The 12,539-nt window shown below is 68.6% G+C and carries 11 protein-coding genes; 10 read left to right on the top strand and 1 reads right to left on the bottom strand.

Annotated elements, in window-relative coordinates:
- Positions 1-96: 96 nt before the first annotated feature.
- Genes ALI144C_RS19290 through ALI144C_RS19280 form a run of 3 tightly spaced genes read left to right on the top strand, consistent with a single transcriptional unit; the run spans position 97 to position 3,282 of the window.
- Positions 97-1,491: a S41 family peptidase gene (locus tag ALI144C_RS19290; RefSeq protein ID WP_143230735.1), complete on the top strand. Its 1,395-nt coding sequence runs from the start codon at positions 97-99 to the stop codon at positions 1,489-1,491.
- Between the two features lie 43 nt (positions 1,492-1,534).
- Positions 1,535-2,188 carry a response regulator transcription factor gene (locus ALI144C_RS19285; RefSeq protein ID WP_076988511.1) on the top strand — a complete coding sequence of 218 codons (654 nt, stop codon included), beginning with the start codon at positions 1,535-1,537 and terminating at the stop codon, positions 2,186-2,188.
- Positions 2,185-3,282: a HAMP domain-containing sensor histidine kinase gene (locus ALI144C_RS19280; RefSeq protein WP_083753187.1), complete on the top strand. Its 1,098-nt coding sequence runs from the start codon at positions 2,185-2,187 to the stop codon at positions 3,280-3,282. Before ALI144C_RS19285 ends, ALI144C_RS19280 begins: the two co-directional genes overlap by 4 nt.
- Positions 3,283-3,362: 80 nt before the next feature.
- Here the strand turns inward: ALI144C_RS19280 and ALI144C_RS19275 are convergent, their stop codons facing one another.
- Complete coding sequence (locus tag ALI144C_RS19275) at positions 3,363-3,842, bottom strand: CGNR zinc finger domain-containing protein (protein WP_076988509.1); 480 nt, start codon at positions 3,840-3,842, stop codon at positions 3,363-3,365.
- Between the two features lie 104 nt (positions 3,843-3,946).
- Here ALI144C_RS19275 and ALI144C_RS19270 point away from each other — a divergent pair, with 104 nt between their 5' ends.
- From ALI144C_RS19270 to ALI144C_RS19240, 7 genes are all read left to right on the top strand, one after another.
- Positions 3,947-4,822: an alpha/beta fold hydrolase gene (locus ALI144C_RS19270; protein WP_076988508.1), complete on the top strand. Its 876-nt coding sequence runs from the start codon at positions 3,947-3,949 to the stop codon at positions 4,820-4,822.
- Positions 4,819-5,145 carry a TetR family transcriptional regulator C-terminal domain-containing protein gene (locus ALI144C_RS19265; RefSeq protein ID WP_237774221.1) on the top strand — a complete coding sequence of 109 codons (327 nt, stop codon included), beginning with the start codon at positions 4,819-4,821 and terminating at the stop codon, positions 5,143-5,145. Before ALI144C_RS19270 ends, ALI144C_RS19265 begins: the two co-directional genes overlap by 4 nt.
- 200 nt (positions 5,146-5,345) lie before the next feature.
- The gene (locus tag ALI144C_RS19260; RefSeq protein WP_143230734.1) at positions 5,346-5,852 is read left to right on the top strand and encodes a hypothetical protein; all 507 of its coding nucleotides are present in this window, start codon (positions 5,346-5,348) and stop codon (positions 5,850-5,852) included.
- On the top strand, positions 5,822-7,237 hold the full coding sequence (locus ALI144C_RS19255; protein ID WP_193441206.1) for a hypothetical protein: 1,416 nt from the start codon (positions 5,822-5,824) through the stop codon (positions 7,235-7,237). The genes ALI144C_RS19260 and ALI144C_RS19255 overlap by 31 nt, the downstream gene beginning before the upstream one ends.
- Positions 7,234-8,595 (top strand): VWA domain-containing protein, encoded by a 1,362-nt coding sequence (locus ALI144C_RS19250; protein WP_076988507.1) that lies wholly within the window; start codon positions 7,234-7,236, stop codon positions 8,593-8,595. The genes ALI144C_RS19255 and ALI144C_RS19250 overlap by 4 nt, the downstream gene beginning before the upstream one ends.
- Positions 8,596-8,615: 20 nt before the next feature.
- Entirely contained in the window at positions 8,616-9,728 is a 1,113-nt protein-coding gene (locus tag ALI144C_RS19245) for an ATP-binding protein (protein ID WP_076988506.1), read from the top strand.
- Complete coding sequence (locus ALI144C_RS19240; RefSeq protein ID WP_076988505.1) at positions 9,725-12,454, top strand: DUF5682 family protein; 2,730 nt, start codon at positions 9,725-9,727, stop codon at positions 12,452-12,454. The genes ALI144C_RS19245 and ALI144C_RS19240 overlap by 4 nt, the downstream gene beginning before the upstream one ends.
- Positions 12,455-12,539 lie beyond the last annotated feature (85 nt).

Raw genomic sequence — 12,539 nt, 5'->3', positions numbered from 1 at the left:
TTCGACGCGATCTGCCCGGTAGCGGACCGGCCGTTATCCCGGCGTTAACGACATCGTTCGCGGCCGCGCAACAGCGGCCTCAGCACAGTGGCCACCGTGAAATCATTGAAGTTACTCACGATCGTCGCCATCGCCGCGACGTTCGCCGGTACCGCGACCGTGAGCGCCAGCCCGGACGCGACCGCGAGACCACCCGCGTGCCAAACGCCGCCACCGCAGCCGCCGCCGTTGAAACCCACCACGGTCACCGCGGTCGGCCAGGCGTACCACTGCATCCTCGACAACTACTTCAGCGGCCCGGTCCTGGACAGCCGCTCGCTGCTGCAGCCGGCATTCTCGGCGCTCACCCGCGAGATGCAACGACGTGGACTGGACCGGTCGACCGCGACGGCCCCCGTGCTGACCGGCAAACGGGACAGCGACTGGAAGGCGTTCAGCAAGGCGTACCAGGACATCATGGCCCAGTTGCCCAAGGAGACACACCAGGCTGTCGCTGAGGTGACCATCCGCGCGATGGTCGGCAGCCTCGGCGACAACCACGCGATGTGGATGCGCCCGACTGAGGGTGAGGACTCGTTCCCCGTCGGCTTCATGCCCTCCCACGCGCGCGGCCCTGGCGAAACGGATCCCACGGCGACCGGCCCGGCACACGTCGTCGACCTGCTCCCCGACAGTGCCGCGGGCAAGGCGGGCATCAAGCTGGGCGACGAGATCCTGACGGTCAACGGCGTGCCGCTGTTCGTGGACGGCATCGCGGTGCCGCGTGTCGTGGAATGGCTGATGGAGGCCAAGGAGGGCCAGCACGTCAAGCTCACCATGCGCAGGCCGTCGACAGGTGAGACGAAGAACTACGACCTGACGGTGACCAGGCCGACCAGGCCGCCGACCGAGCCGGAGGTGGTGGAGTCGAAGCTGCTGCCCGGTGGCATCGCCTACGTGCTTCTGCGGGGCTTCGCGCCCGGTGCCGCGGACAAGGTCCGCAAGGCCATCACCGACCTCGGCAAGCAGCAGAAGCTGCGTGGCGTCGCGTTCGACCTGCGCGGCAACGGCGGCGGTTCCCCGGACGAGGTCAAGAAGCTGGTCAGCTCGTGGGTGCACGGCAGGACGTACAGCTACTGGTGCGATGTGCGGGACAAGTGCACACCGAACCGGACCGACGATTCCGTGTCGTTGCTGAACTTGCCGTTGGTCACGCTCACCGACCGCCGATGTGCCTCCGCGTGCGACGCGTTCTCCAGTGCTGTCAAGGACCTGAAGTTCGGCACGCTGGTCGGTACACGGACCGCGGGCGCGGTGTCCGGACCCGGCGAGGGGTGGGTGCTCGACGACGGCAGCATGCTCGGCCTGCCCAAGATCCACGAGATCGGCTCGAACCGGGAGAAGGTCGACACCGTCGGCGTGCCGCCCGACCACTTCGCCCCGGTCACCGCGGCCGACCTGTCGGCGGGCCGTGACCCCGGCATCGACAAGGCCGTCTCGCTGCTGCGCTGAGGTGTTCACACCGGAGCAACACCGGATCCGCTAGGACCGGTGGATGCGAGTACTGGTGGCTGAGGACGAACGGGATCTGGCGGATCTGGTCGCCACGGGGTTGCGCAGGCACGCGATGGCGGTCGACGTCGCCTACGACGGCGCGGAGGCGTCGGAGCGGCTGGCGGTCAACGACTACGACGTGCTCGTGCTGGATCGGGACCTACCCGAGGTGCACGGCGACCAGATCTGCCAGGACCTGGTCCGCGCGGGGACGCGGACCAGGATCCTGATGCTCACCGCGGCGGCGTCGGTTCCCGCGCGGGTCGCCGGTCTGGGCCTCGGCGCGGACGACTATCTGCCGAAACCCTTCGACTACAGCGAACTGGTGGCTCGGGTGCAGGCATTGGGCAGACGCAGCCAGGCGCCCGTGCCGCCGACGTTGCGGCGGCACGGGATCGTGCTGGACACCCAACGGATGCAGGTGACCCGGGACGGCCGGTTTCTGCGCCTGTCGCTCAAGGAGTACGCGGTGCTGGAGGTGCTGATGCGCGCGGACGGCGCGGTCGTCAGTGCCGAGCAGTTGCTGGAGTCGGCGTGGGACGAGCACGCCGACCCGTTCACGACCGTGGTCCGCGTGATCATCAGCAGGTTGCGGGCGAAACTCGGTGACCCGCCGTGTGTCCACACCGTGCCGGGAGCGGGGTACGTCCTGTGAGGCGGCGGACGATCCGGTTCCGGTTGACCGCGCTGTACACCAGCATATTCCTGCTCACGTCGACGGTGCTCGTGATCGCGGTGAACCTGGTGTTCAGCGATCGGCTCTACGACCAGGTCGCGCAGATCGCGCCGACCGGCCAGGTGGTGCACCTGCCGCTCCCGCCGGGGGCGCCGCGGCCGGAACCCATGCTGAGCCTGCCGGACGAAGTGCTGAAGACCCAGTGGATCGTCACGGTGATCACCCTCGTGGTGCTGACTGTGCTGTCGATCGTGACGGGCTGGTGGATCGCGGGTCGGATGCTGCGAGCGCTGCGCAGGATCACCGCGACCGCGCAGCGGCTGTCGTTGTCCACCATGGACGAACGGATCGCGTTGCCCGGCCCGGACGACGAGCTCAAGGGTCTCGCCGACACGATCGACGCGATGCTGGACCGCCTGGAACGCTCGATGGACAGCCAGCGCCGGTTCATCGCCAACGCCGCGCACGAACTCCGCACACCGCTGGCGACCCAGCGCATCGCGATCCAAGTAGGACTGGAAAACGCCGACGACCTCCCCGGTACCCGGGCGAAACTGCTCACCCACAACCGCCGGACCGAGCAGCTGATCGACTCGTTGCTGGTGCTGGCCGAGGCGGAGCACGGCTTGGACAACCCGCGGATGGTCGATCTGGCGAGCCTGGTCGCCCAGACGGCGACCGAATCCGCTTCGGACGGGATCGAGATGGTGGTGAACGCCGAGCCGGTGGTGGTCCGCGGCGACGCGGTCCTGTTGCACCGGCTCCTGGTCAACCTGGTGAACAACGCGGTCCGGTACAACCGACCCGGCGGCGAGGTACACATAGGACTGACAAGGGCGGGGGTGTTGACCATTCGCAACACCGGCCCCCACGTGCCCGCGGAACGAATCCCCGAGCTGTTCCAACCATTCCGTCGACTGCACACGCGCACTCGCAGTGACGGCGCCGGACTCGGGCTGTCGATCGCGGCGTCGATCGCGCAGGCCCACAACGCCCATGTGACGGCTCGCCCGAACGCCGGCGGAGGGCTGGAGCTGACCGTTGTTTTCGGTATCCCGTCAACAGTCGGTTGAGCACAGCGAGCCCCGGTGGTCAACTTCCAGGAATCGGCCCGATACGGGTCTTTGCATCACTGTAGGCTGCCGCGAACGATTCAGCGGGTGCGTTCGTAGTGTCGGCGTGCTTTTGCCCTGTTGCCGCAGACAGCCATCGAGCACCAGCGGGCGCGGTTGGCGCGGCTGCGGTCGAGCAGGAACAGTTGGCACGCCTCGTTGGCGCAGGGGCGCAGTCGGCCGGGCAGCTGCTGCTCGGTGTCGGCCCAGGCGAGGACGACCTCGACGGCCAGCCGGGCGTGCGCTGGCGCCTTGATCGTCCACTGAAGACCGTCCGGAGTGAACTCCGGGACCTGGCTGACCCCGTCGAGCAGGGGGCTCAACGCCGTGGGCGGGATTTCGCCGCACACGACGTCCCGCAGTGCGTCCCGCGTCTCGCGCAGCAGCGCCAGTTCCGTGGGGCTGCCGTCGCCGCCGTGTTCCAGTGCCCAGTGTCTCGCCGCGGCCGGGTCACCGAGTGCGTCGTGTTCTTCACCGTTGATCAGTGGTCTGCTGTTGAGCAGGTCCAGCAGCGTGTTCATCGGGTGCCGCTCTCTCTAACCAGAATGAATCCTTTGACAGGTTAGTGCACCTCGTGCTTCGATGACAACGAGCTAACCAGATCAATCATTCGAAGGGGTTAGAAATGGGCTCGGTGCACCATCGGACCGCCGTCGTCGACGGCCACGAGATCTTCTACCGCGAAGCCGGGCCCGCGGGCGCACCCGCGATCGTCCTGCTGCACGGATACCCGACCAGCTCGTTCATGTTCCGCGAGCTCATCCCGTTGCTGGCGAGGGACTACCACGTCATCGCGCCGGACCACCTCGGCTTCGGTCGCTCCGCCGCACCCGGCGTGGGGGAGTTCACCTACACCTTCGACGCCCTCGCCGACCTCACCTCCGGGCTGATCGACCAGGTGGGCCTGGACCGCTACGCCATCTACGTCCAGGACTACGGTGCCCCCATCGGTTGGCGCCTCGCGCTCAAGCACCCCGGCCGGATCACCGCCATCGTCACCCAGAACGGCAACGGCTACGAGGACGGTTTCGTCGAGTCGTTCTGGACCGACGTCTGGGCCTACGGGGCCGACCCCGGACCCGAGACCGAACCGGCTGTTCGCACCGCGCTCGACCTCGATGCCATCCGCTGGCAGTACGTGCACGGCGTGCCCGATCCGAGTGTGGTCAGCCCGGACACCTGGGAGCACGACTTCGCCCTGGTGTCCCGCGAGGGCAACGACGAGATCCAGTTGGCGTTGTTCCGCGATTACCGAAACAGTCGCCCGTTGTATCCGCTGCTGCACGAATTCCTGCGCACCAACGACGTGCCCGTGCTCGCTGTGTGGGGCCGCAACGACGAGATCTTCGGCCCGGCGGGCGCGCTGGCCTTCGCCCGCGACGCCAAGGACGCGGAGGTGCACCTGATCAACGGTGGCCACTTCCTGCTGGAGAGCCACCTGGACGTCGTCGCGGGCTACATGCGTGGCTTCCTCGGCCGGGTGCTCGCCTGGACGAAATGATCTCCGACGTGGGCGTCCCGCACGGCTGCCTGGTCGGCAACACCACCGCCGAACTGGTGCCGCTCGACAGCGAGGCCTCGGAACTCGTCACCCGCTCGTATGGGCGGTTCGTCGACATCGTCACCGACGCACTCCGCCGCGCACAGGCCACCGGAGAAGTCACCGACAACGCCCGTCCCGAGGCTCAGGCTCAGCTCCTGCTCTACATCGTCCAAGGCCTTTCGCTCGTGTCGAGGGCGGGCCTCGACAGGACCGCGGCCCTGACCGCGATCGACACCGCGATCGACGCGTTGCGGGCGCGCCCGGCACCGGCCGAGGGGTGACCGACCCCCGGGAACTCCACCCGGATCGATCACGGCGTGCGCCGAGCCGCAGTGAATCCACTATGGACGGAATGGTGGCTCACACCCCGGCGGGGAACGGCCCTGACCTCGCAAGATCAGAATTGTCGGTGGTGGCCGCTACATTCTCCTCCTCCCGCTGATCCGGTGGGGTGGGGTTGTGTCGGTTAGGAGACAGTGCGGTGCCAGAGTGGGAAAGTTCGAGCACAGCGCGGGTATTGGCGCCCGCGCGCCCTCGCAAGCTGTCCAAGGTCCCGTTCGTGGAACTGGCGGACGGGCGGCTGCAGGGTGTGGTGTCCAGCGGCTCGGACGTGGGGCGGGTGTACGTTTCGTCGGTCGCGGTGGGCAGTTACGAGTTCGCGTGCAGTACCAACAACAATCGACCCTGTGGTGGGGCTCGGGGGAGCTTCTGCAACCACATCGGTGCCTTGGTCACCGAGGCTGCGGTGCAGTACGGCGCGGAGCGTGTGGCCCGGTATCTGCGGGTGGAAGTCGCGACTGAGGACGTGGTGTCGGGGGAGAGCATCCTGCAGGCGATGTGGAGGGCCCGTCCGCCGCAGGGCGACAACAGTGCGGCCGCGGTCGTGTTCAGCCAGTTCCTGCGGCATCTGGCCTATCTGGAACTCGCGCCGACCACCACCGCTGTGCCGGAGATGCAGTGGTTCCCGCCGACCAGGGTGGTGGCGTGATGCGGGCCGACATGTTGGCGGATCCCGTCGACGGGCTCGACGAGGCGTTGGCGGCCGTGGCCGCAGTCGACCAGGCATTGGTCACCGGTCTGCTACGGCCGCAACCTGCCCAGGCCGCCGGGTTGGCCGCGTTGGCCGACGCGATGGCGGCATCGCCCTTGGCAGCCAGGGTGGCCGAGGCGGTGGACAAGGCGGCGGCGGGCGCCGCGGGCGAGGAACACTTCATTTCCCTTGCGGCGGCGCGAATCGCGCTGTTCGGCTCGGTGCACGACGCGGTGATGGCGCGGATCCGGCAGGCGACGGGACGGGCCGCCGCGGACGAGGCCGTCACCACGCTTGGCGGTGACCAGCCGGAGAACCTGGTGCTGGCGGCCAGAACCTGGTTGTCGGATCTGGCGCGGGCGGGGTGGCAGGGCATCGACCACGACCTGGTCTCCGGTGCCGCGCCGGTGGTCTCCGCCCTGTTGCCGGAGCCGGGCCTGCGGCGACTGGCCGCGTTGGTGGACGGGTTCGCGGCCGAACTGGCGGCCTCCTGCCCCGGCTCTGCCTTGGCGCGGATTCCCGCGCGTCGCTGGGGCGATCTGTGGTCGCGTGCGATGCTGCTGACCCTGCCTGGCGCGACTCGGACCTCCGGCGGCGCGGTCACCGGGCGCCTGCTGCCGTTGGGTGTGGATCTGCACGAACACGCGACTGCCGCGCAGGCTCAGGTGCACGCGGTGTTCGAACCTGCCGACGGGTCCACACCGATGCTGGTGCGCGCCAGCGTGTCCGCTCCCAAACCGGACACGATCATCGGCGCCGGGATCTGGCAGCTGCTGCGTCCGCACCTGTCGTTGCTGGCGGCGGTCAGCGAGGGCCGGTCGATGGAACTCACCGACATGCCTGTCACCGCCGAGGGGGATCTGTTGTGGCGCAACGAGCATGCCCACCTGGGTGAACCCGCGGACGCCTTCGCGACGGCACGGGTGGCGCTGCCCACAGCGAGCATCGCGCCGACCGCGCCGTTGGACCGGCATCCGGTGCGGATCGCCGTGCCCGTCTTCCTGGAGGGATATGAGGCCGAGCAGTCCGAGGACACGGTGAGCTTCGCCGTCGCCGGGCATCAGGTGACCGTGGACACCGATCGCGTCCCGGTCGCTGGGCCGCTCACGCCGGAGGCGGTGGCGGCGTCGACCGCGTGCATCGGCCTGCTTCGCTGGGACGCGGGGAGTTTCCGAGTCCAGCCATTGGCGGTGGAGACCACTGCCCGCAAGAAGACCGTGGCGCTGCATGCCGGAGCCTGGGCCGGGGGCACCACGGACAAGGCCGGTGTCAAAGCGGAGAAAGCCGCCACCGACGCGGCGGCCGTGCTGCGTGAGCGGGCCGGAAGGTTGTTGCGGAAATGATCGATCCACAGGAGAACCGCCGCCAGGTCCTGTACTGGCGGCTGCTGGCCAGGCTGTTCGACAACGAGGAACAGCACGCCCTGGAATCGGCGAGCGTCGCCGTTGTCGAGGACATCGGGTTGCCGCCCGCCGTGCTCGACCCGCAGACCGGCGTCGATTCGATCGTGCAGCGCCACCCGGACCTGGCCGCCGAGTTCGAGGGTTTGATGGTGCCCGAGACGCAAGGCGATCGCGACAAGGCGGCTGAGGTGCGGCGTGCCGCGCTGGTGTCGAAGGTCCTGCTGAACGTGTTCGCCACCGGGTCCGGCACGGTCTCCGCGGGTCAGTTGTCGCGGTGGCAGGCTGACGCGGCCTGGCTGGAACGTGCCCTGGGGTGTCAACCGGGTCAGCTGCGTGGCGGCCGTGCGGCCGCCCCGACCGGGACCGGCATGGGCACGGGAGCACCGGATCTGAGCACCCTCATCCCACGGATCGGCCCGGACCTCGCGGCGCTCGAGGCGGACCTGGTCAAGCGCATGCACCTGCGTGAGGTGCTCGCCGATCCGGCGCTGGCCGGCCAGCTCACCCCGAGCATGTCGCTGATCGAGCAATTGCTGCGGGACAAGGACAACCTCTCCGGCGTCGCGCTGGCCAACGCCAAGTCGCTGATCCGCCGCTTCGTGGACGAGGTGGCCGAGGTGCTGCGCACCCAGGTGGAGAAGGCCACGGTCGGTGCGTTGGACAGGTCTGTCCCGCCGAAGCGGGTGTTCCGCAACCTCGACCTCGACCGCACCATCTGGAAGAACCTGACCAACTGGAGCCAGGAGGAGGAGCGGCTCTACGTCGACCGCCTCTACTACCGGCACACCGCGCGCAAAACCACGCCGCAGCGGTTGATCGCGGTCGTCGACCAGTCCGGCTCCATGGTGGACTCGATGGTCAACTGCACGATCCTCGCGTCGATCTTCGCCGGGCTGCCCAAGGTGGACGTCCACCTGATCGCGTACGACACGCAGGCGTTGGACCTCACGCCGTGGGTGTCGGACCCGTTCGAGACGCTGCTGCGCACCAACCTCGGCGGCGGAACCGACGGCACGGTGGCCATGGCGCTGGCCCAGCCGAAGATCGCCGAGCCGCGCAACACCGTGGTGGTGTGGATCTCCGACTTCTACGAATGGCAGTGCGAGCCGCTGTTCGAGAGCATGGCAGCGATCCACCGCTCCGGCGCCAAGTTCATCCCGGTCGGCTCGGTGAACAGCTCCGGCAGCGGCAGCGTGAACCCGTGGTTCCGCGAGCGGTTCAAGGACCTGGGCACGCCGGTGGTCTCCGGCCACATCCGCAAGCTCGTCCACGAGCTCAAGACCTTCCTGACCTCCTGACTTCCCGAAAGGCGAAAAAGATGTCCGACCTGTTGCGCGCCCCAGCCGAGCTGAAGTACGCCGAGGAACTGGACTGGCTCGAGTCCGTCGACGACAGCCCCAAGCCCTTCGCGTGGCGGCTGTCGCCGAAGATGGTGCGGTTGTTCGTACTGGGTGCCGAACGCTCCGACGGCCTCGATCGCGAAGTCGCACAGAAGTGGTTCGGTGACCGCAGCTTCGTCGAGCGAGCCATCGTCACCCTCGCCTCCGACCGCGGCCTGCTGCTCATCGGCGACCCGGGAACCGGCAAGAGCTGGCTGGCCGAGCTGCTGGCAGCCGCGATCTCCCGCAACTCCACACAGGTGGTGCAGGGCACGGCCGGCACAACGGAGGACCACATCAAGTACTCGTGGAACGTGTCCATGGTGATCGCCAAGGGACAGTCCCGCGAGTCGATGATCCCGTCGCCGATCATGACCGCCATGGAGACCGGCACGATCGGCCGGTTCGAGGAGCTGACCCGGTCGACCAGCGACGTCCAGGACGCGCTGATCTCCATCCTGTCCGAGAAGTACATCTCCGTACCGGAGCTGGACAGCGACAACATCGTCTTCGCCAAACCCGGCTTCTCCGTCATCGCCACGGCCAACAGCCGCGACCGGGGCGTCAACGACCTGTCGTCGGCACTGAAGCGGCGGTTCAACTTCGTGCGCATCCCGGTGGTGACGAACAAGAAGAGCGAAACCGAGATCGTCCGGTTCCGCACCGAGGAACTCCTGCGCCGCCACCAGATCGAACTGGACGTGCCACCCACCCTGCTGGACGTGCTGCTGCGCAGCTTCGCCGATCTGCGCGAAGCCGCCGCGGCCGCGGGCAGCGAGGACGAGAAACTGGAGTCCGCGTTGTCCACCGCGGAACAGATCGGTGTGCTGGAGGACGCGATCCTGCACAGCAACTTCTTCGGCGAGCGGGCGCTGACCGCGCATACCCTGGCGGCTTCGCTCGTGGGGTCCCTGTCCCGACGGGCACCGGAGGACCTGGCGATCCTCAACAAGTACATGCACGGCGTGGTCGAGCCGCGCAGCAAGGACGAGGGCGGGCTCTGGCCGGAGTTCCTGGCGGGCGGCCGCGACACGATCGCCACCTTGTCATGAGCGGAGTGTTCGAAGCGTTGCGCACGCAGCTGCATGGGGCTGCGACCGTCTTCGCCGACGGACCGGACGCGCTGGAAGGCATCCTGCTCGGCATGGTCGACGACGTCGACCGTGCGGTGCGGGAGCCGATGGAGATCTTCCCGGTGTGCCACCATTCCCCGGCTTCGGCCGTGGCGATGGCGCGGCGGCTGCGGGACAAGCAGCCGAAGGTGATCTACCTGGAGCTGTGTGAGGACATGGCGCCGCTGCTGACCGAGCTGCGCAACTGCCGCCTCCCCGTGGCGGTGCAGGCGTTCGCCAGCGAGGTCGAGGGGTTCCCGGCCGACTGGGCACCGCTGTCGGTGGTCGCGCCGATCACCGAGGCATCCGCGGAGTACCAGGCGATCGCCTACGCGCTGGACACCCCGGGGGTGGAGCTGGTGCTCGTGGACCGCTCCGCCGACCACGTGTTCCAGTGGCAACAACCGGAGACCACGTCGAGCGGCGATGAGGCGCTGCACGGGGACGCGGTCGGTGTGGAGATCGGCGACCTGCGGCCGCGCTTCGCCGAACTGGAGGAACACCTGCTGCACCACGGCAAGGTGCGGCACTGGTCGGAGTGGTGGCACCAGTACGTCGAGCACCCGCTCGGCGACAGCGACCACGACACCTACCGCCAGGTGATGTTCCTGATCGGCAGCCTGTTCCGGCGGCTGGCTCCCGGCGATCCGCACCGGGTGCGGGTGGACGAGGACCGCGAACGCCACATGTGGACGCGGATGCGGGAGCACCTGGCCGCCACCGGCACCGACCCGGACGACTGCTTGTACGTCTGCGGCGCGTTCCACGCGGCGAGCCGGGTCGCCGAGTTCGGCGTGCACGGTACCGACGGCTTCGAGATCAGCCCCCGCAGTGCCAGTTCGTGGCAGTACGGTCTGATCCCGTCCAGCCACGCGGCCATCGAGGCCCAGTTCGGACTGGCCGCCGGGTCGGTGTCCATCGCGGCGACCGAGTGGGCCAAGAACCTCCGCCGCACCAAGGTGAAACCGTTCCAGCTCGCGGGACAGTCCGGCAAGAAGAAGGGCGGGAAGCCGGCGGCCCTGCCCGCCCCTGTGGCGCCAGTCGCGGCCGCGGACCAGCTTTCGGGCTTCCTGCGACGCCCACCGGTGCTCGACCGGCTGGACGAGGCCGAGTTGCTGGGCTGGTCGGTGGAGATCGTGCGCGCGGCCCGGCGCAACGGTTATCTCGCCTCGACTGCCGACGCGATCGCGGTCTTCGAGACGTCGATCATGCTGGCCGGTATGCGCGACCGGGCCCGGCCCACGCCGTACGACTTCCAGGACGCGGCGATCACGTGCATCGAGAAGGAGGCGGTGCCGGGCCGCCGGGACGTTCGCCGCCTCGTCGAGATCATGATGGGCGGCGACCGGATCGGCCAGGTCGGCTACGACGCGCTGCCGCCACTGGCCCGAGACGTGCACGACCGGCTCGCCCCGCTCAACCTGAAGCTCCAGCAACGCGGCGTCCAACGGGCGCTGCTCGACATCGCCGCGCAGCCGGAGCTTGAAGCGTGCTCCGACCTGCTGTGGATGCTGCGTCGCCTGATGCCGCAGGGCGCCGCCCGCCCGATCATGGGTGAACGCCGCCTCGGTGAACGCCCGATCCAGGAGTCCTGGGATCTCGCGCTCGGCACCCACCAGCGGGCCCTGATCGAACTGGGCTACGAGGGCGTCAGCATCGAGCAGGTCCTGGAGCAGCGGCTGCGCCGCACCGCCTACAGCCCGCAAGCCACCACGGCGCAGGTCCTCGAAGCCGTCGAGGACGCGATCCGCTACCTCCACAGCGCACGCCTGGCTGGTGAGTTGGGCACCCACGCACTGGAAGTGCTGTCAGGTGAACGCACGGTCGACAGCGCGCCGGAGGTCCTCCGGCGGGTACGGCGTCTGCTGACCTACTACCGCACCAACGAACCCGCTTTGCCGTCGTGGATCGAGCGGTTCGTCCGAACCGGCTACGCCCACTACTGCACCTTGCTGCCGACGGCGTTCACCGAGGAGGACGCGACCGTCGACCAGGTGGCCGCGATGCTGGGCTTCCTGTTCAGCATGGAATCCCTGGCGCTGTCGCTCGGCTGCGACCGCACGCAGCTGGAACTGGCCGTGGCCCAGTCCCATCCCGATGAGCCGTCGAAGGTGGCGCTGCTGTGGGCGGCGCAGGTCCAACTCGGCACTCTCGCTCGTGAGCAACTGCGGGAACGGTGTGCCGCGTTGCTGGGCAACCCCTTGGCGCTGCCCAGCTATCCGCAGTACCTGAGCGGTTTCGTGCACGCACTGGAACCGGCACCGGGCCTGGTGGACTTCGTGGTCGAGGCGATGTCCAACGCCTTCGCCCAGCTGCCGGACCCGTTGCTGTTGCCGTGGTTACCCACGCTGATCAGCACATTGCGTGCCCGGGGCGCACAGCTGGTCCCGCTTCTCGTCCGCGAGGCCGGTCGGCTGTTCCCCGCGAGGTTGCCCGCACTGGACGAATGGGTCCCGCCCTGGCGCATCCAGCACGACCCAACACCTGTTCAGACCACCACAGCCGGGACAGGCTCCACATTGCTCGCCGCCTACCCGGCGACGTGCGACGCGACAGCACACCTGCTTGGCTGCACCGACTCATGGAAGGCCGCACCGGATGGAGTGACGCTCCTGAAGCACTACCCAGACACAGCGCAGGCACTGGAAGCACTGCTGGCCACGTGACCGAGCCGTCGTCCTGCCGCGACCAAAGCACGAAGCGGCAGGACGACAACGGCCGCCCCCGGAGGACAAGAGCACACCGGCACCA

Origin of the sequence: Actinosynnema sp. ALI-1.44, assembly GCF_001984155.1 — a bacterium.
Taxonomy (GTDB): Bacteria; Actinomycetota; Actinomycetes; order Mycobacteriales; family Pseudonocardiaceae; genus Kibdelosporangium.
Note: the sequence above shows the minus strand (reverse complement) of the source record. Positions and strands in the feature narration are given on the sequence as shown.